The organism is Streptomyces kanasensis (assembly GCF_043077165.1).
Lineage (GTDB): Bacteria > Actinomycetota > Actinomycetes > Streptomycetales > Streptomycetaceae > Streptomyces > Streptomyces changanensis.
Window position 1 is genome coordinate 129,060 of the sequence record NZ_JBIBSF010000008.1, and the last position, 19,037, is coordinate 148,096.

At 73.8% G+C, this 19,037-nt stretch carries 13 protein-coding genes and 1 pseudogene; 10 read left to right on the plus strand and 4 right to left on the minus strand.

Annotated elements, in window-relative coordinates; all coding sequences use genetic code 11:
- Positions 1 to 196: 196 nt before the first annotated feature.
- Positions 197 to 1,582, minus strand: a complete 1,386-nt coding sequence (locus ACF053_RS20640; RefSeq protein ID WP_391955423.1) for a GH1 family beta-glucosidase — start codon at positions 1,580 to 1,582, stop codon at positions 197 to 199.
- 382 nt (positions 1,583 to 1,964) lie between these two features.
- Between ACF053_RS20640 and ACF053_RS20645 the strand changes: the two are divergent.
- The 3 genes and pseudogenes from ACF053_RS20645 to ACF053_RS20655 all read left to right on the plus strand — a co-directional run.
- Positions 1,965 to 2,882 (plus strand): annotated as a pseudogene (locus ACF053_RS20645) (ROK family protein); the annotation flags it as partial.
- 391 nt (positions 2,883 to 3,273) lie between these two features.
- Positions 3,274 to 4,503, plus strand: a complete 1,230-nt coding sequence (gene manA, locus ACF053_RS20650) for a mannose-6-phosphate isomerase, class I (RefSeq protein ID WP_391955234.1) — start codon at positions 3,274 to 3,276, stop codon at positions 4,501 to 4,503.
- Positions 4,504 to 4,894: 391 nt separating this feature from the next.
- Positions 4,895 to 6,562 carry a cellulase family glycosylhydrolase gene (locus ACF053_RS20655; RefSeq protein WP_391955235.1) on the plus strand — a complete coding sequence of 556 codons (1,668 nt, stop codon included), beginning with the start codon at positions 4,895 to 4,897 and terminating at the stop codon, positions 6,560 to 6,562.
- A gap of 440 nt (positions 6,563 to 7,002) precedes the next feature.
- On the opposite strand, the gene ACF053_RS20660 is transcribed toward ACF053_RS20655, so the two are convergent.
- Both ACF053_RS20660 and ACF053_RS20665 read right to left on the minus strand, forming a co-directional pair.
- On the minus strand, positions 7,003 to 8,046 hold the full coding sequence (locus ACF053_RS20660; RefSeq protein ID WP_391955236.1) for a LacI family DNA-binding transcriptional regulator: 1,044 nt from the start codon (positions 8,044 to 8,046) through the stop codon (positions 7,003 to 7,005).
- On the minus strand, positions 8,043 to 10,649 hold the full coding sequence (locus tag ACF053_RS20665) for a glycoside hydrolase family 2 protein (RefSeq protein WP_391955237.1): 2,607 nt from the start codon (positions 10,647 to 10,649) through the stop codon (positions 8,043 to 8,045). The genes ACF053_RS20660 and ACF053_RS20665 overlap by 4 nt, the downstream gene beginning before the upstream one ends.
- A gap of 274 nt (positions 10,650 to 10,923) precedes the next feature.
- Between ACF053_RS20665 and ACF053_RS20670 the strand changes: the two genes are divergently transcribed.
- The 5 genes from ACF053_RS20670 (at position 10,924) to ACF053_RS20690 (ending at position 15,981) form a co-directional block, all read left to right on the plus strand.
- Positions 10,924 to 12,243, plus strand: a complete 1,320-nt coding sequence (locus ACF053_RS20670; protein ID WP_391955238.1) for an ABC transporter substrate-binding protein — start codon at positions 10,924 to 10,926, stop codon at positions 12,241 to 12,243.
- Positions 12,244 to 12,387: 144 nt separating this feature from the next.
- Positions 12,388 to 13,530, plus strand: a complete 1,143-nt coding sequence (locus ACF053_RS20675; protein ID WP_391955239.1) for a carbohydrate ABC transporter permease — start codon at positions 12,388 to 12,390, stop codon at positions 13,528 to 13,530.
- Between the two features lie 95 nt (positions 13,531 to 13,625).
- The gene (locus ACF053_RS20680; RefSeq protein WP_391955424.1) at positions 13,626 to 14,438 is read left to right on the plus strand and encodes a carbohydrate ABC transporter permease; all 813 of its coding nucleotides are present in this window, start codon (positions 13,626 to 13,628) and stop codon (positions 14,436 to 14,438) included.
- Between the two features lie 413 nt (positions 14,439 to 14,851).
- The gene (locus tag ACF053_RS20685; RefSeq protein WP_391955240.1) at positions 14,852 to 15,277 is read left to right on the plus strand and encodes a toxin glutamine deamidase domain-containing protein; all 426 of its coding nucleotides are present in this window, start codon (positions 14,852 to 14,854) and stop codon (positions 15,275 to 15,277) included.
- Positions 15,274 to 15,981, plus strand: a complete 708-nt coding sequence (locus ACF053_RS20690) for a hypothetical protein (RefSeq protein WP_391955241.1) — start codon at positions 15,274 to 15,276, stop codon at positions 15,979 to 15,981. Before ACF053_RS20685 ends, ACF053_RS20690 begins: the two co-directional genes overlap by 4 nt.
- Positions 15,982 to 16,155: 174 nt before the next feature.
- Here ACF053_RS20690 and ACF053_RS20695 read toward each other — a convergent pair whose 3' ends face one another.
- Positions 16,156 to 17,094: a beta-ketoacyl-ACP synthase 3 gene (locus tag ACF053_RS20695; RefSeq protein WP_391955425.1), complete on the minus strand. Its 939-nt coding sequence runs from the start codon at positions 17,092 to 17,094 to the stop codon at positions 16,156 to 16,158.
- Positions 17,095 to 17,764: 670 nt separating this feature from the next.
- Between ACF053_RS20695 and ACF053_RS20700 the strand changes: the two genes are divergently transcribed.
- Both ACF053_RS20700 and ACF053_RS20705 read left to right on the plus strand, forming a co-directional pair.
- A complete protein-coding gene (locus tag ACF053_RS20700) occupies positions 17,765 to 18,082 on the plus strand; it encodes a helix-turn-helix domain-containing protein (protein WP_391955242.1) in 318 nt (105 codons plus the stop codon).
- 10 nt (positions 18,083 to 18,092) lie between these two features.
- Positions 18,093 to 19,037, plus strand: a complete 945-nt coding sequence (locus ACF053_RS20705) for a 4'-phosphopantetheinyl transferase family protein (protein WP_391955243.1) — start codon at positions 18,093 to 18,095, stop codon at positions 19,035 to 19,037.

A 19,037-nucleotide genomic window follows, 5' to 3' on the forward strand; every position in this document is an offset into this window, starting at 1 on the left:
CCGTGCCCGCCCCGTCCGGGGCGGGCGTGACGGGTACCCGGGAGAGCCCGCCACTACCGCGCCGCCGCCCGGCGGTGCGGTACCGGCGCGGCAGGCCGGACCGGCCCGGGACCGGACCCGCGGAACCCCCGGGCCACGGAACCGCACCGGGCCCACGGAACCCCGGGCCGTCGACGCCGGCAGGGCGGCGCCGGGCTCAGTCGGCGCGGCGCTGGGCGGCGATCAGCCGGCGGTACCAGTGGAAGCTGTCCTTCGGGGTGCGGCGCTGGGTGGCGTAGTCGACGTGCACGACGCCGAAGCGCTTGCCGTAGCCCTCCGCCCACTCGAAGTTGTCGAGCAGCGACCACACGTAGTAGCCCCGTACGTCGACACCGTCGGCGAGGGCGGCGGCCACGGCCCGCAGATGGCCGTCGAGGTACGAGATCCGGTCGGTGTCGTGCACCGTGCCGTCGGGGGACGGCTCGTCGTGCTCGGCCGATCCGTTCTCCGTGACGACGATCGGCGGGAGCGCGTCACCGTAGCGGTCGCGCAGGGAGACCAGCAGCTCGTGCAGGGTGTGCGGGGCGACCGGCCAGCCCATCGCGGTGTGGCGGAGCTCCGGCCGGGGGACGGCGGCGTACCGGTTGTCGTCGGCGGTCCGCAGCTGCGGGTCCGGCTCGCGGAACGGGGCGTCCCGGATGGTGGAGGGCGTGTAGTAGTTCACGCCGAGGAAGTCCAGTGGCTCGGAGAACAGCGCGAGGTCGCCGGGACGGCGGAACGTCTGCCGGGTGATCAGCTCGCCCCAGGTGTCCTCCTCCGAGCCGGGATAGCGGCCCGCCAGCAGCGGTTCCGTCCACATGAGGTTGCGCTGGGTCTCCGCGCGCAGGGCGGCGGCGGTGTCGTCCGGGCCGGGGGTCGCGGGGGTCACGTGGTCGGGGTTGAGGGTGATCCCGGCCTCGCGGACGCCGGCGGCGCGCAGGGCCCGCAGGGCGTGGCCGTGGCCGACCAGGAGGTGGTGGGCGGCGGCCAGGGCGGGCGTGCCCTCGCGGGTGCCGGGGGCGTGCAGGCCGTGGGCGTGGCCGAGGAAGGCGCTGCACCAGGGTTCGTTGAGGGTGATCCACCGCGGGACCCGGTCGGCGAGGGCCTCGGCGACGTGTGAGGCGTACTCGGCGAAGCGCAGCGCGGTCTCGCGGTTCCGCCAGCCCCCGTGGTCCTCCAGGGCCTGCGGCAGGTCCCAGTGGTAGAGGGTCACGGCGGGTTCGACCCCGGCCTCCAGCAGCCGGTCGACGAGGCGCGCGTAGAAGTCGAGGCCCGCGCGGTTGACGGGGCCCGCGCCGGAGGGCTGGACGCGCGGCCAGCTGACGGAGAAGCGGTACGAGTCGACTCCCAGCTCCTTGAGCAGGGCGATGTCCTCGGGGTGGCGGTGGTAGTGGTCGCAGGCCACGTCACCGGTGTCGCCGTCGCGCACGCGGCCGGGGAGCCGCGTGAAGGTGTCCCAGATGGAGGCGCCGCGCCCGTCCCCGTGGACGGCGCCCTCGATCTGGTAGGCGGCGGTGGCGGCGCCGAAGACGAAGTCGCGGGGGAAGGCGGGGAAGCCGGACAGGTCCCGTGGATCAGGCGTGTGGGGTGTGGCGGACGGGCCGGAGGGGGTGGGGAGGGAGGGGGCAGCGCTCATCGGGGTGTCTCGTCCTCGGGGCGGCGGGCGGCGGGCGGCGGGATCGGGGGGGAGCGGGGTGCGGGGTGCGGTGGAGCAGCCGGGCGGCGGTCCGGGCGTGACGGGGCACGGCGACGCGACGGCGAGGTGCGCGACCCGATACTTAACCGATCAAGTGCCTTGGTAAAGGGGCTATGCGCGCTCGGCGATGAGTTTTACTAAACGGTCACTTAACATCGGCAGCCGGCTAGACAACGTTGTCAGCTACCGTGCAGAGTGATCCCCCGCGGGACGCCCGGTCCCGCGCTACCCGCGACGAAAGGCTGACGCGATGGTGTACGGGGCTCTGGACATCGGCGGTACGAAGATCGCCGGGGCGCTCGTCGACCCGGACGGCCGCCTGGTGGCCCGCGCGCAGCGGCCGACGCCCGCCCGCGGGTCGGCGGAGGCACTGATGGGGGCCGTCACCGCCGTCCTGGACGAGCTGTCCGCGCATCTCGCGTGGGCGGCGCTGGACCGTTTCGGGATCGCCAGCGCCGGGCCGGTCGACACGGCCGCCGGGACGGTCAGCCCCGTCAACATCCCCGCCTGGCGCGGATTTCCCTTGGTCGAGCGGGTGCACGCCCACCCGCGGATGCCGGCGGGCACCGCCGCGCCGGTCCTGGTCGGCGACGCGGTCGCCATGACCGCCGCCGAGCACTGGCTGGGCGCCGCGCGGGGCGTCGACAACGCGCTGTGCATGGTGGTGTCGACGGGCGTCGGTGGCGGCATCGTCCTCGGCGGACGGCTGCACACGGGCCCCTCCGGCAACGCCGGGCACATCGGTCACATCTCCGTGGACCTGGACGGCGAGCCCTGCCCGTGCGGGGCGCGCGGGTGCGTGGAGGGCCTGGCGAGCGGCACGGCCATCGCCGCCCGCGCGCTGGCCGCCGGGTGGACGCCGCCGCCCGGCGCCCCGGCCACCGCCGCCGCCGTGGCGGAGGCCGCCCGCGCCGGGGACGGTACGGCGCGGGCCGCGTACGACCGGGCCGCGCAGGCCCTCGCGGCCGGCATCGCGGCGACCATCACCCTCGTCGAGCTGGACGTGGTGGTCGTCGGCGGGGGCGTGGCACAGGCCGGGGACACGTTGTTCGCGCCGCTGCGGCGGTGGCTGGACGCGTACGCGGTGCTGGGCTTCGCCCGCGGTGTAACGGTCGTGCCCGCGGGCCTGGCCCTCGACGCCGGGCTGATCGGCGCCGCGGCCGCCGCGGGCGCCCACACCGGCGCCGCCCCCGTCCCTGCCCCGCCCCGCCGGTCCGCCTCACCCGGGCCGAACGCCCCCTCTGCCCCGTCCGTGCCGTCCAACCCCTCCGCCCCGCCCGCACCGCCGGCGTCGTACACCCCGTCAGCCCGGCCCGACCTGGGCACCCCCTCCGCCCCGCTCGTGCCGGAGGCCCCCTCCGGCCCGCCGGGGCCGGACACCCCGTCCACGCCGCCGGCCCGGGGCACCACACCCACCCCGCCGGTCCCCACGCCCTGACCGGCATTACGTCTCCGGCGTACACCCCCGGCACACGTCCCGCTCCCCCGCCCCCACCGCTTCCCGCCCCGCCGCCCCGGGTGGCACGTCCCTCGGCCGGCCGGCCGAAAGGAACCCGCCCGTGGACCGCCTCGGTACCACCGTCCGCCCCTACGAGTGGGGCTCCCCCACCGCGCTGCCCGAGCTGATGGGCACCGTCCCCGACGGCACGCCGCAGGCGGAGCTGTGGATGGGCGCCCATCCCGCGGCCCCCTCCCTCGTGGAGCGCGGGGGACGCCCCCGGCCGCTCGACCAGGTCATCGCCGCCGACCCCGGCGGGGAGTTGGGCGAGGCCACCGCGCGCCGGTTCGGGCCGCGGCTGCCGTTCCTGCTCAAGCTCCTCGCGGCCGAGTCGCCGCTCTCCCTCCAGGTCCACCCCGACGCAGCGCAGGCGGCCGCCGGGTACGCGCGCGAGAACGCCGCGGGCATCCCCGTCGACGCACCCCACCGGACCTACCGGGACGCCCACCACAAGCCCGAGATGCTCGTGGCACTGAGCCCGTTCGAGGGCCTGTGCGGCTTCCGCCCCGCCCGCGAGTGCGCCCGGCTCCTCGACGCCCTGGAGGTGGAGGGCCTCGCCGCGTACGCGGAGGTCCTGCGCTCCCGGCCGGAGGAGGACGCACTGCGCGAGGTGTTCTCCGCCTTCCTCACCTCCCCCGCACCGGACCTCGTCGCCGAGGTCACCCGGGCGCTGGCCCGCGTGGCGCGGAGCGGCGGCGCGTGGAGACGCGACTGCGCGGCGTACGCGGAGGCGGCGCGGGTCCACCCCGGCGATCCGGGGCTGCTCGCCGCCCTGATGGTGCGACAGGTGCGACTCGCCCCGGGCGAGGCGCTGTTCCTCGGGGCGGGGGTCCCGCACGCGTACCTGAGGGGGCTCGGCGTGGAGGTGATGGCCGGTTCGGACAACGTGCTGCGCTGCGGGCTGACGACCAAGCACGTGGACGCGGCGGAGCTGCTGCGGGTCGTGCGGTTCGCCGCCGGTCCGGCCGGTGTCGTGCGCCCCGAGGTCCTCGCGGGCGGCGAGGAGCTGTACCCGGCGCCGGTCGGCGACTTCCGGCTGTCCCGGCTGCGGCCGGGAACGGCCCGTGCCGCCTACCGCCTCGACGGGTCCGGTCCGCAGGTCCTGGTGTGCACGGGCGGGCGAGCCCGACTGGCCGGCCCGAGGGGCGAACTGTGGCTGGCGCCCGGTCAGTCGGCGTACGTCCCGGCGGGCGAGGAGGTCGCCGTCACCGGAAGCGGGACGGTCTTCCGGGCCACCGTCGGGCGGGAAGAAGCACACCGAACGGACATCGCGCACATCGGCAACCGATGAACTCCCGCTAAACTTAACCGGTTTCGTCCGAACGGTTGTCTCGTTCCTGGTCTCGTTCTAGCCTCTCCTCAAGTCGCCGGACGGAATGTCGAACACCGTCGTGCACGCGCTCCCCCACCAGGGAATGCGCGGTGCCGTCCCCCCGGCGCCCGATCTCCCGCCGTCCGGTCCCGGAGCCGCAATCTCGGACCGGGCAGCGGGAATCCACCTCGGCACTCCGGCGCGCCCGTCGATGAACGGCGCGGACCGGCGGAGAAAGCACACGCGGGGGAATCCTCCGGGAATTCTCCGCCGCACCGGGACCGAGGGAACGACCCACGACACACACGGCACAGCCGTACCCCGGGACGCACACGCCCCGGCGTACGAGCGACCACGTTGGGAGCAGGAGATGCGAAAGAGACTGGCCACCGCGGCGGGAGCGCTGCTGGCCATGGCGGCCTCGACACTGGCCGCCCCGCACGCCACCGCCCGGGAGGCCGACTCCGGAGGGAAGGTGACACCATCGGCACAGGTGTCGGCATCGGCGGCGACCGGGTTCCACGTCAGGGACGGCCGGCTGCTGGACGCGAACGGCGGGGACTTCGTCATGCGCGGCGTGAACCACGCCCACACCTGGTACACGAACACGACGCCGAAGGCGTTGAAGGACGTCAAGGCGCTCGGCTCGAACACGGTCCGCGTCGTGCTCGCCACCGGTGACCGCTGGACCAGGAACGACACCGCCGACGTGGCGGCCGTCGTCGACCAGTGCAAGCAGAACCGGCTCGTCTGCGTGCTGGAGGCGCACGACACCACCGGGTACGGCGAGCAGGACGGCGCCGTGACCCTGGACCGCGCCGTCGACTACTGGATCGACGTGCAGAGCGCCCTCAAGGGCCAGGAGAAGTACGTCGTCCTCAACATCGGGAACGAGCCGCACGGGAACACCGGGTACCAGGCGTGGACCGCCGACACGTCCGCGGCGATCAACCGGCTCCGCACCGCCGGATTCACCCACACGCTGATGGCGGACGCCCCGAACTGGGGCCAGGACTGGTCCTTCACCATGCGGGACAACGCACAGCGCGTGTTCTCCGCCGACCCGGCGCGCAACACGGTGTTCTCCATCCACATGTACGGCGTCTTCGACACGGCGGCCGAGGTACGGGACTACCTGAACCGGTTCGCCTCCGCCCGACTCCCGATCGTGGTCGGCGAATTCGGCCACGACCACTCCGACGGCAACCCCGACGAGGACGCCATCATGGCGACCGCCGAACAGCTCGGCCTCGGTTACCTGGGCTGGTCGTGGAGCGGCAACGGCGGCGGCGTCGAATACCTCGACATGGCCGTCGGCTTCGACCCGTCCCGGCTCTCCCCGTGGGGTGAGCGGATCTTCAACGGCGCGCACGGCATCAAGGCGACCTCCCGTGAGGCGAGCGTCTACTCCGGTGGCGGCAGCGACACCAGGCCCCCCACGGCGCCGGGCACGCCGACCGCGTCCGACGTGCGGTCCGACCGCGTGACGCTCGGCTGGGCGGCCTCCACGGACGACACGGCGGTCACCGCCTACGATGTGGTGCGCCTCGACGGCGCCACCGAGACCCGCGCCACCACGTCCGCGACGAACCGCGCGACCGTCACGGGCCTGACGCCGTCCACCGCGTACGCCTTCGCCGTGTACGCCCGTGACGCCGCCGGCAACCGCTCCGCGCGCTCCGCCCCGGTCACCGTCACCACGGCACCGGCGCAGTCCACGGGCGCCTGCGCGGTCACCTACCGCGTCCAGGAGTGGAACGGCGGCTTCAACGCCGACGTGACCGTCCGCAACACCGGCGCGGCGGCGGTCAGCGACTGGCGGCTGGACTTCGCGTTCCCCGGCGACCAGAGGGTGCACTCCGCCTGGAACGCCAAGGTCGTCCAGCAGGGTTCCCAGGTGCGGGCCACCCCCGAGCCGTGGACCCGGACCATCCCGGCGGGCGGCAGCGTGAGCTTCGGCCTCAGCGCCTCCTTCACCGGCACGAACGGCACGCCGACCGCCTTCAGCCTCGACGGCGCCCCCTGCACCAGGCTCTGACGGGCCCCGCCGCGGCCTGCCGGGAGGCGCCGGGACCGACGCTCCGCGACACGTCCCCCCGCAGCCGACGGCGGAGCTGACGGCGGAGCTGACGGCGGAGCTGACGGAAGGCGGCCGCCCCGGGCCGCCCCCGGGGGGGCGCCCCCCCCCCCCCCCCGGGCCCCGCCCGCCCCCCCCGCCCCCCCCCCCGCCCCCCCCCCCCCCCCCCCGCCGGGGGGGGGGGGGGGGGGGGGGGGGGGGGGGGGGGGGGGTGGCGGGCGGGGGGGGGGGGGGGGGCGCGGCCCCGGCGCCCCCCCCTTCCGCAGCCCTCGGGGCCCCGGCGTCTCCCGGCGTCTCCCGGCCTCTCCCGGAGCCTCCGGCGTCGTCTCCGGCGTCTCGCGGGGCCTCGTACGCCGGAGGGCCGCACCCCCGAGCGGGGTGCGGCCCTCCGGCGTGTCGGGTCAGGCCCGCGGGCCGTACCCGGGTGCCGGAGCGGTGGATCCGCGGGGGGTCAGCGTCGGGGTCGGCGCCTGGTACGGGCCGGTGTGCGTGCCGTCGATGACCTCGAACAGGATCCGCGCCACCTCCGCGCCGAAGTGGTGCACGTCGTGGCTCATCGCGGAGAGCGTCGGATGCGTGATCCGGCAGAGCTGCGAGTCGTCCCACGCCAGCAGCGACAGGTCGTCGGGGACGACGAGGCCCATCTCGGCGGCGACGCCCGCCCCCGCGACGGCCATGATGTCGTTGTCGTAGACGATCGCCGTGGGCCGGTCGGCGGAGAGCAGCAGGGAGCGCGTGGCGCGGGCGCCCTCCTCCTCGTCGAAGCCCGTCGCGATCTGCCGGCCCTCGTCCAGGCCCAGCCCGCGGACCGTCGACCGGAACGCCTCCGCGCGGATCGCGCTGTGGCCGAGCTCCGCCGGGCCGCCGACACGGGCGATCCGGCGGTGCCCGAGGGCCGCCAGATAGCGCACGGCCTCACCGACCGCGGTCGCGTCGTCCGTCCACACGGCCGGGAAGGCCCCGGTCAGCGACGGGTGGCCGACGGCGACGGCGGGCAGCCCGATGGCTTGGAGGGCCGGGACGCGCGGGTCGTCGCGGCGGAAGTCGACGAGCACCGCGCCGGCGACCATGCGCCCGCGCCACCAGTCGCGGTGGACGGCGATCTCCTCGTCGACGTCGCGCACCAGCCGCAGCAGCAGCGAGCAGGAACGCTCCACCAGGACGCTCTCGATGCCGGAGACGAAGTCCATGTAGAACGGCTCGATGCCCAGCAGCCGCGCGGGCCGGCACAGGGCCAGCCCGACGACGTCGACCCGCTGGTTGGAGAGGCTGCGCGCCGTCGCGCTGGGCGCCCAGCCCAGCTGCTGGGCGGCTGCGAAGATCCGCTCGCGGGTGGCCTCCGACACGCCCGGCTTGTGGTTGAAGGCGAGCGACACGGCGCCCTTGGACACCCCCGCCCTGGCGGCGACGTCCTTGATGGTGACACGTGCGGGCGAGCCGCTCACACCACGTCCACGCAGAACAGGGCGGACCGGACGTCCGCGGCGTCCGGGGTGCCGCAGCCGGTCAGCCGGATGCGCGTCACCTCGCCGGGCAGCAGGGTCTGCGGGCCGCGGTCGGCGGCGGCCGCCGCCCCGAGCCGGTCGGCCTGGAGCAGGAGGTCTCGGACAGGAGTGTGCGCGCTCACCACGACGTCGACTCTATCCCCCCCGCCCGCTACCGGCTCCACCGCGACGTCGAACCGGGGCGGCACGTACGCGAAGTCCTTGTCCGGCACCGGGAAGTGGACGGCGCGCAGGCCGTCCGCGTCGGCGACGAGGAACTCCTTCACGGTCCCCTCGGCCGGCGCGGCCGCCTCGGGGACGGGTACGCGGACGACGGAGCGCGGCGCCACGGCCACGTCCAGGGTGGTGTGGTGCAGGACGGTGCCGTCCGCGGCGAGGCGGCGCAGGGTCACCGCGGCGTGCCAGGGGTCGGCCGACTGGTTGATCACGGCCAGCGTCGGTCCCCCGCCACCGCGGCCGGCGTCCGTGCCGTCACCACCGGTGCCGGCGCCCGTCTCCGGGCCGGTCCCGGTGCCCACCCCCGTCCCGGTCCCGGTGCCCACCCCCGTCCCGGTCCCGGTCCCGGTCCCCGCCACCGTGCCCGCACCGGCGTCCGCTCGCGAGCCGCCCGGCAGCAGGGTGAGGAGCCGGTCGGCGTAGACGCGGCGCAGCTCGTGGTGGAGCGGCTTCGGTCGGCCGTCGCCGTCGATCGCGGACCAGGAGCTGACCGGCCAGCAGTCGTTGAGCTGCCAGACGACGGTGCCGGCGCAGACCGGCCAGTGGGCCCGCCAGTGCTCGATGCCGGCGGCGACGGCGCGCGCCTGGACGAGCTGGGTGAAGTAGTGCCAGCGGTCGAAGTCGCCGTCGGGGAGCGGGAAGTGGCGGGCGACGCCCCGGTTCAGCTTGCCGTTGCCGTCCTCAGCCTTCTGGTGGTGCAGCATGCCGGGCGAGTCGGGCGCGAGCCGTTCGCCGGGCAGGGCCCGCCGGAGCGTGGCCAGCGCGGGCGGCGCCTGCCAGCCGAACTCGGCGACGAACCGGGGGACGTTCGCGCGGTACTCGGCGTAGTCCTGGCGGTTCCACACCTCCCACGAGTGGTGGGTGCCGTGCGCCGGGTCGTTGGGGTGGTGGTCCCACGAGCCGGACCAGGGGCTGCCGGCGGTGTACGGGCGGGTGGGGTCCAGCTCGGCGACGATGCGGGGCAGCAGGCCCAGGTAGTAGCCCTCGCCCCAGGAGTCACCGGCCAGGTCGGCTTCCCAGCCCCAGTCGCGGAAGCCCCAGAGGTTCTCGTTGTTGCCGTTCCACAGGACGAGGCTGGGGTGCGGCATGAGTCGGACGACGTTGTCCCGCGCCTCGGCCTCGACCTCGCCGCGCAGGGGCGGCTCCTCCGGGTAGGCGGAGCAGGCGAAGAGGAAGTCCTGCCAGACCATGAGGCCCAGTTCGTCGCAGGCGTCGTAGAACGCCTCGTCCTCGTAGATGCCGCCGCCCCAGACCCGGACGAGGTCGACGTTGGCGTCGGCGGCCTGGGCGAGGCGGGCGCGGTACCGCTCGGGGGTGACGCGGGAGGGCAGGACGTCGTCGGGGATCCAGTTGACGCCCCGGGCGAAGAGGCGGACGCCGTTGACGACGAGGGTGAAGCCGGTGCCGTGCGCGTCGGCGGAGCGGTCCAGCTCGACGGTGCGGAAGCCGATCCGGCGGTGCCAGGTGTCGAGCGGCCCGTCGTCGTCCGCGAGGGTGACCTCCAGGCCGTACAGGGGCTGGTCGCCGTAGCCGCGGGGCCACCACAGGCGCACCTCGGGCACCTCCAGCCGCAGGACCGCCTCGTCTCCCGTGACGACGGCCTCCGCGAACGCCCCGTCGCCCCCGCCGGCGGCCTCCGCGGCCGCGCCGGCGCCACCACCGCCACCGCCGACCCGGGCGCGGACGCGCAGGGGCCGCCCCTCGCCCCGCGCGGTCCGCTCCACGTCGACGCGCACCTCCACCCGGCCCGTGGCCCCCTCCACGGTGACCAGGGGCCGGACCTCGGCGACGCGCGCGGTCGACCAGTGCTCCAGCCGGACCCCGCGCCAGATTCCGGCGGTCACCACGGTCGGCCCCCAGTCCCAGCCGAAGCTGCACGCCATCTTGCGCACGTACTGCGAGGGCTCCGGGTAGACGTTGGGCCGCTCGCCGGTCACGGCCCGGACGGCCGCCGCCTCGTCGTAGGCGGAGGCGAAGCGGACCTCCAGCTCGCCGGTGCGGCCGGTGACGTCGAACCGGTAGCGGCGGTGCATGTTGCGGGTGGCGCCGACCGGTTCGCCGGCCAGGGTGACGCGGGCGGCGGTGTCGAGGCCGTCGAAGACGAGGTGGGTGCGCTCGTGGGCGCTGTCGTGGGCCAGGTGCGTCGTGTACGTCCACTCCCGCCGGCCGACCCAGGCGACCTCCTTCTCGTTGAGGCCGATGAACGGGTCGGGGATGGCCCCGGCGGCCAGCAGGTCGCTGTGGACGCAGCCGGGGACGCGGGCGTCGAGCAACTCGTCGCCGTGACGCAGGTGCCAGCCCTCCGTGAGCTGCGTGGTGTCCTTCATGGGTGCGGCTCCAATCGCCTGGTTCAGGCCGGGGCGGATGTACGACGGCGCACAACGTAACCCGCCGATCAAGGCGTGTCCATAAACCGGTCTAGTAGAGAATCCGGTCCGCAGATCGGTGGCTCCAGTCAGCCCGTACCCGGCTCGACGCACGCGGTCCGGTAACGATTGGGCATCACGCTGGAAATCTGAGCTTTACCGGTTCACCACCGACTGACATAGTGCCGACATCCCACCCGCAGAGCTGAGCCGCGATCCTGAAGGAGCTGGGCACATGGGGAAGAAGAAGACGCTCACGGGGGCGCTCCTCGCCACCGCGATGCTGACCGTCGCGGGATGCGGCGGCGGTGGCACCGCCTCCGGCGAGCCGGCGACCGCCCCCTCCGATCCGGGGGACGCCACCGGCGAGATCAAGGTCCTCACGCACCGCACCGACCTCGTCCAGGACGGGACGATGGCCCGGTACGCCGCCGAGTTCAACAAGACCCACCCGAAGGTGAAGGTGACCTTCGAGGCCCTGACCGACTACGAGGGCGAGGCGAGGATCCGGATGAACACCGACGACTACGGCGACGTCCTCATGATCCCGGCCGCCGTCGCCAAGAACGACTACCCGAAGTTCTTCGCCCCCCTGGGCAGCTCCGAGGAGCTGCGCTCCAAGTACCGCTTCAGCGACAAGACGGACGTCGGCGGCAAGGTCTACGGCATCGCCCAGTTCGGCACCGCCAACGGCTTCCTCTACAACAAGGCCGTCTGGAAGAAGGCCGGCATCACCGACTGGCCCACCACCCCGCAGGAGTTCCTCGCCGACCTCCGGGCGATCGAGGCGAAGACGGACGCCGTCCCGTACTACACGAACTTCAAGGACGGCTGGCCGCTGACGGCCTGGAGCAACGACATCGGCTCCGTCGGCTGTGACGCGAAGGCCAACGACAAGCTGGCCGGCCCCGTCTCCCCCTGGAAGGAAGGGGGTGAGCTGCGCGTCATCGACTCGCTGCTGCACGACATCGTGAAGTCCGGCCTGTCGGAGAAGGACCCCAACACCACCAACTGGGAAGCCTCCAAGGGCATGATCGCCGAGGGCCGGATCGCCACCATGCACCTCGGCTCGTGGGCGATCACGCAGATGCGGGACGCGGCGAAGAAGGCCGGTACCGACCCGGCGGACATCGGCTTCATGCCGTTCCCCGCCCAGAAGGACGGCACGTTCTGCGCGACCGCCACCACCGACTACCAGCAGGCGGTCAGCACCCACTCGGAGCACAAGGCGGCGGCGCGCGCCTGGATCGACTGGTTCACCGAGAAGTCGGGCTACGCGGCGAAGGAGGGCGCCATCTCCACGGTGAAGGCCGCCGCGATGCCCGACACCCTCGCCGAGTACGGTGACAACGATGTCAAGCTCGTGGAGCGGTCGGAGGCCGAGACGGGCGAGGTCAACACCATCGACAAGGCCGCCGAGATCGGCCTCGACAAGCCCGACTACCGGCGGCAGCTGGTCGACATCGCCCGCGGGGCGCAGAAGGGCGACGCCCGGAGCTTCTTCGCCGACCTCGACAAGCGGTGGAACGAGGCGGCGAAGACCGCCGGTTCCTGACCCCGGCGGAACGGGACCGCCGGACCCCGACCCGGCGGCACAGGACCGCCGGCCGCTGCCGGCGGAGCGGGCTCCGGCCGTACGACACCGGCCGGAGCCCTCCCTCCCGTCTCCCTGCCGCAGACGCGGACACGAAAGGCTGAGATGACCGACACGACCGACACCGGCTCCGGACGCGCCGCCGCCACCGGACGGCCCGCCGCCGCACGCCCCGCCCCCACCGTCTCCGCACGGCCCGCACGGCCCTCATCGGAGAAGACGGGTGCGCCGGGCCGGGGGCCCCGTCCCGGCGAGGCACCCGCGGACCGCCCCGTGGAGCGCTTCCCCGAGCACCCCGGCCGGCGCTCCCGGCGCGGTGACGGCTCCGGTCCGCCCTCGGGTCCCCCCTCCGGCCCGCCGCCCGGGCGGCGGTCCTGGCGCGACAGCCCCGTGCGGCGGCTCACCCCGTGGCTCTTCCTGCTGCTGCCGCTCGCCCTGCTGATCACGTTCACGTACGTCCCCGTGGTCAACATGGTCTACTACGGCTTCACCGACTGGGACGGCATCAGCCCGGACCGGAACTTCACGGGCGTCGACAACTACGTGCAGATCTTCACCCGCCCCGAGCTCTTCCGCGTCTTCTTCGTCAGCGGCTACTACCTCGCGGCGTCCGCCGTCCAGATCGCCGTGGCGCTGTACTTCGCCACCGTCCTCAGCTTCGACCTGCGGTTCCGCAACCTCTTCAAGGGGATCCTCTTCTTCCCCTACCTGATCAACGGCGTCGCGATCGGCTTCGTCTTCCTCTACTTCTTCCAGGACGGCGGCACGCTCGACTCGGTCCTGTCCTGGCTGGGCGTCACCAGCGACCACCCGTGGCTCGGCGACCCCACCTCCGCGAACGCCTCCCTCGCGGGCGTCTCCATGTGGCGCTTCACCGGACTGAACTTCGTCCTCTTCCTCGGCGCGATCCAGTCCATCCCCGGCGAGCTGTACGAGGCCGCACAGCTGGACGGCGCGAGCCGGTGGCAGCAGTTCCGGCACATCATCGCCCCCAGCATCAGGCCCGTCCTCAGCCTGAGCGTCATCCTGGCGATCTCGGGTTCGCTGTCCGTGTTCGAGATCCCGTACATCATGACCGGCGGCGCGACCGGCACGTCGACCTTCGTCATCCAGACGGTCAAGCTCGCCTTCCAGTTCAACAAGACCGGCCTCGCCTCCGCCGCCGCCGTGGTGCTGCTCGCGATCATCCTGCTGATCACGTGGATCCAGCGCCGGCTCGTGCCCGACGACAAGGTGGACCTCACGTGACGACCCCCGACCTCACCGCCGCACCGGCCGCACGGCCCACGCCGCCCGCGCCGCCGTCCACGCGACCCGCACCGCGCCGTACCCGCCGCCCGCGGATCGGCACCGCGCTGACCTACCTGTCGCTGGTCGTGGCCTCCGTGGTGGTGCTGCTGCCCCTCACCGTCGTGTTCCTGACGTCCCTCAAGACCTCGCAGGAGGTCGCGGACGGCAACGCGCTCTCCCTGCCGGGGAACTGGCTCAACACCGACAACTACGTCACGGCCTTCACCGACGGCAAGATGCTGGCCGCCTTCGGCAACACGGCGTTCATCCTGCTCTTCTCCATCGGCGGGACCGTCCTGATCGGCTCGATGACCGCCTACGCCATCGACCGCTTCGACTTCCGCGCCAAGAAGACCGTCATGGCACTGTTCCTCGTCGCCACCCTGGTGCCGGGCGTCACGACGCAGGTCGCCACCTTCCAACTGATCAACAGCTTCGGCCTCGTGGACTCGCGGTGGGCGCCGATCCTCCTCTACATGGGCACGGACATCGTGTCGATCTACATCTTCCTGCAGTTCATCCGCTCCATCCCGACCTCCCTGGACGAGGCGGCCCGACTGGACGGCGCGAACGCCTTCACGATCTACCGGAAGATCATCTTTCCGCTGCTGAAGCCGGCCATCGCCACCGTGGTCATCATCAAGGGGATCACGACGTACAACGACTTCTACATCCCCTTCCTCTACCTGCACTCGGAGGAGCTCGGCACCATCTCCACGGCCCTGTTCCGCTTCAAGGGCCCCTTCGGCGCGCACTGGGAGGCGATCTCGGCGGGCGCGATCCTCGTGATCGTGCCGACGCTCGTCGTCTTCCTGCTGCTCCAACGGTGGATCTACAACGGCTTCGCCCAGGGCGCGACGAAGTAGCCGTCGGGGCGGAGCCCTCCCGCCCCACCACTTCCCCTGCCCCCTCACCCCCGCGACACCGCACACCAAGACGTCCGGGGCCACGTCCGCAGGGCCCCCACCCCCCGAAGGCGGCGATCCCACCGAAGGGGGAGGGGCCGCCGTGTGGAGTACGTGACCGCCAGACCCCACAGCACCCACGCCCCTCCCGTAACAATCGCAACGAGGGCCAGCGGACAGCCGAACGCCTCCGCCGACAGCCCCGATGAGGAGCGCCCAGTCCGCGATGCGCGATATGCCGCACTCTCAAGAAGGACCCAAAAGCCCTCGTCGGGATCGGCGGCCTCACGGGGTGGCGGCGCGCGGCCGTCTCCCCGGAGAAGGCCGCGTCCTCGATCGGGAACCTGCGCTTCGGCGCGGGCGGCGGCGGGACGGTGCACTACCTGAGGGGCAAGCTCTCCTACAAGACGCCCATCACGCCGGAGCTGACGAAGCTGGTCAACCCCCAGAAGGGCGGGACCAACTGCCGCGCCTGCGCCATCGCCGTCGACCGGTTGCCGGCGGACGGCGCCCCGTCCTCCGCCCCGGCGAACCTCGGGCGGGGGTCCGACTCCGCCATCACCGGCCTCTACGGCGGCAAGCCGTTCCTGCGCACGACCCTGAGCGGCATCGTGCGTGACGTCCTCGCCGGTGGGGACGGTGCCCGCGGTATCGTGTGGGGCTTCGGGCCCGGCAAGGGCGACTCCCACGTGTTCAACGTGGTGAACGTCAAGGGAGACGTGATCTTCCTCGACGGACAGTCCGGGCACGCCAAGCCGGGTGTCCACCGCAACTACGGATTCCTCAGGACCGACCAGTGATCAGTCTCGAACGAGCGGCGGAACTGGCCCAGCGGTACGTGACCGACGACCCGCTCAACTCCCCAGTGGACCTGGTGCCCGTCGAGGGTGCGGCGACCGTGGTCGGCGGGGCGGCCTACTTCGGGTTCCAGAACCGCGGCTACCTGGAGACCGGGGACCCGTCGCAGATGACCATCGGCATCGGTCCCGTCCGTGTCGACCTGACGACGGGCGAGTGCAGGATGCTCGGTGCCGTCGAGGCCGGGGAGATGGACCTGTTCGACGTCGACGAGCTCGCCCTGCCGGGCCCCGGCGGCTGGCGGCTGGTGCCACCGGGACTGCTGGCCGCCTGGCGGACCGCCTTCGACGCGGAACCGGCCGCCCCCGACCTCTCGGCGCCCTGTCCGCACTGCGGGGCGGAGGACCTCCACCGCTGGTACCGGGTGGACGGTCCGCTGGACGAGGAGTTCGACGGGGTCCGGGCCGTCGCCTACGGCTGGCGGACCGAGTGGTGCGCCTCGTGCCACCTCGCCCAGGAGGACGGCGACACCTTCGTGCCGGACCACTGGCGGTCCCCGTACGACGTGCCGGACGCCCACGGGATGGCGTTCTCCCCGAGGCTCGTCGAGGCCGCCCGCCAGGCGCACCTCGCCCGCGGCACGGACACCGGTGCCGATGCCGGCACGGGGACGGGCACCGGCACCGGCACCGACCGGGACGGCTGAGGCCGGAGGAGACGGCGCCGTGCCTCCCGCCGGGTGACCGGCGGGAGGCACCGGCCGACGGAGGGCACGGACGGGCGGCCCGGTGCGGGCCGGCGGCCGGTGCGGGCCGGCGGCCGGTGCCGTGTGGCCAGTCGCGGTCGCTTCGGGTCGTGGTGGGGCACCCGCCCCCGACCGTCACGGGCAGGTGATCACCTGGGCCGCGTAGCTGAGCCCCGCGCCGAAGCCCATCAGCAGGATCGGGTCACCGGGCCGGACCTGCCCGAGGTCGATCAGCCGGGACAGCGCCAAGGGTACGGAGGCCGCGGAGGTGTTGCCGGTCTCCACGACGTCCCGGGCGACGGCGGCGTTCGTGGCGCCGAGGCCCGTCGCCAGGCGCTCGATCATCCGCAGGTTCGCCTGGTGCGTCACGAAGCCCTTGAGGTCGGCGGGGGCGATCCCGGCGCGCGCGCAGGCCGCCGCCGCCACCGCGGTCAGCTCCGACGTCACCCAGCGGTAGACGGCCTGGCCCTGCATGGTGACGCTGCCGTACCGGTCGGGGATGGCGACCAGCCCGGCCTTGTCGCCGTCCCCGCCCCACTCCACCGGGTGGATCCCCACCCGCTCGTCGGCGACGACGACCGCGGCACCGGCCCCGTCGGCGAAGACGGTGGCGGTGTCCACGTCGTCCCGGTCCACCCAGTCGGTCATCCGCTCGGCCCCGATGACCAGGGCCACGCGGCTGGTGCGGGCGCGGACGAGGCCGTCGGCGACGCCGAGGGCGTAACAGAAGCCGGCGCAGGCCGCGTTGACGTCGAAGGCGGCGACGTGCGGGACGCCGAGCAACGCCGCGACGGACGCCGCGCCGCTCGGCATGGGCGACGGCATGGAGCAGGTGGCCAGGACCAGCAGATCGACGTCGACGGGGGCGAGGCCCGCCGCCGAGAGCGCCTTGGCCGCGGCGCCGGCCGCCATTCCCGTGACGGTCTCCTCCGCTCCCGCGAAGCGCCGCTCGCGGACGCCCACGCGGCGCTCGATCCACTCGGCCGTGACGCCGAGCCCCCTGCCCAGCTCGTCGTTGCCGACGACCCGCTGCGGGCGGACGCCGGCGACGGCCGCGATCCTGGAACCGGCCACGGCGTCGGTACCGGCCGGAGCAGATGAATGGGACGACATACGGTCACCTCGAACTGTCTGCGACGGTGGACGGCCGGGAGGGCCGCGAGGAATTCACGCCTCCCGGGCGCCCCTGAATGCGGGGCGAAATTTTGTACGGAGTCGTCGATTCCCCTTGCGGGAGCATTTCCCCGTGGCCGTAAACGGCTCCGTGCGCGGCTGCGAACCGGAGAGGGCGGAAAGGGCCGGGCCGCGGTGCGGACCGCCTTTCCGCGCCGGTGTGGAGAATTCCCCACGAGGAGCGGGAAACCGCACGTCCACGCCCTGGCGGCCGTCGCCACGGAGCCCGGACGACACCCGGGGCCGCGGCGAAAGCCCTTGCCGGCGCGGGGAGTTGAGCGGTCAACCAATCGCGAAGACGATCTTCGCGTTCATCCGTATCGGCTTGAACGGAACCACCGCCTCGCCCTACGCTCCCTGGACGGTCCGACGCACAGGCGAATCGAACCCGGTTTCGACCGGCGACCCCTCGCCCTACGGGTACAGTGCGAGTGACGCACGTCACATAGGCGGCGGGCTGTTCGGGCGCCGCCTTGTTCATGGTCGGACCGAAGGGGGAATTCCGGTTGGGTGCGACGAAACGATCCGATTCCTCCCGTGGTGACGACTTCCTCAAGGAGTTGGAGAACGCATGCACGGGGAGAAGCTTCAGGTCGGCGGAGGCGTCGACAGACGCATAGGGGTCGGTGGCGGCCGGCTGGCGTCGGTGGAACGGTCGGCCCTGCGGGTACTGACGCCACGGGAGCTCGAAGTGTTCAGCGTGCTGCCGGACGGTGAGGGGAACCGGGAGCTCGCCCGCCGGCTCGGCATCGCGGAGCGGACGGTCAAGGCCCATCTGACCAGCATCACGAGGAAGCTGGGACTGCGGTCCCGGGTGGAGGCCGCGCTCCTCTCGGCGGAGTGGGCGGACGACCTCCGGCGCGACCCGCGGGGCCTCGACAGGCCGTGACGGCACCTTCATGACTCACTCCCTTCGGGCCGGGGCGCCGGGCGGACCGCCCGGCCCCCACGGCACCGACACGGGCGGTACGGGCGGTATGGGCGGCGTGGTGACGGGTGACATCGGTACGGGAGGCGTCGTCCCGGGCGGCGTCGATACGGATGGTCCGCTCGACCGGCCGGACCGGCGCGACCCGGCGCACGCGGTCGACCCGGCCCGCCCGGTCGACCCGGCCCACGCGGTCGACACCGTCGACGTGTGGACGCTGTGGATCCCGGACCACGCCGCGGCGGCCGCCGCCCGCGCCGGGATCCTCGACGCCGGAGAGACGCGGCGTGCCGCCGGGTTCCAGGACCCGGCGGCGCGCACGCGCTTCGTCACGTCGCACGTGGGGTTGCGGGTACTGCTCGGCGACCGCCTCGGAACCGCTCCCCAGGACGTCGTCCTCGTCCGCGAGCGGTGCGGGATGCCCGGCTGCGAGGAGCCGCACGGGCGCCCCGCCGTCGCCGGCCACCCCGGTGTGCACTTCTCCCTCTCGCACGCCGGGGACGTCGCGCTCTACGCGCTGGCCGCCTCGCCGGTCGGGGTGGACGTCGAGTCCCGCGAACTGGTCGGCGACGGCTTGGAACGGCTGGCCCGGCGCCTGCACCCCGACGAGCGGCGCGCCCTCGACGCCCTGCCCCCGGCGGCCCGCCGGGACGCGCTGCTCGGTTGCTGGGTGCGCAAGGAAGCCTTCCTCAAGGGCATCGGCACCGGACTGCCCGGCGGGGTCGGCGCCCATCACGTCGGCCTCGCCGCGGCGCTGGCCCCGCCCTGGGCGCCGCCCGGGCCCGACGGCTGGGCCCTGCTGGACGTGCCCGCGCCCGCCGGCTGCCAGGCGGCCGTCGCCCTGCGCCGCCCAGGGACCGCGGGACACCTCCCCACCATGCGCACCTCCCGACTGCTGCTCGCCCCGCCGGACTGA

Coding starts and splice junctions, on each gene's coding strand:
- ACF053_RS20655 (WP_391955235.1), top strand. CDS start 4,895: ATGCGAAAGAGACTGGCCACCGCGGCGGGAGCGCTGCTGGCCATGGCG.
- ACF053_RS20665 (WP_391955237.1), bottom strand. CDS start 10,649: ATGAAGGACACCACGCAGCTCACGGAGGGCTGGCACCTGCGTCACGGC.
- ACF053_RS20670 (WP_391955238.1), top strand. CDS start 10,924: ATGGGGAAGAAGAAGACGCTCACGGGGGCGCTCCTCGCCACCGCGATG.
- ACF053_RS20675 (WP_391955239.1), top strand. CDS start 12,388: ATGACCGACACGACCGACACCGGCTCCGGACGCGCCGCCGCCACCGGA.
- ACF053_RS20700 (WP_391955242.1), top strand. CDS start 17,765: ATGCACGGGGAGAAGCTTCAGGTCGGCGGAGGCGTCGACAGACGCATA.
- ACF053_RS20705 (WP_391955243.1), top strand. CDS start 18,093: ATGACTCACTCCCTTCGGGCCGGGGCGCCGGGCGGACCGCCCGGCCCC.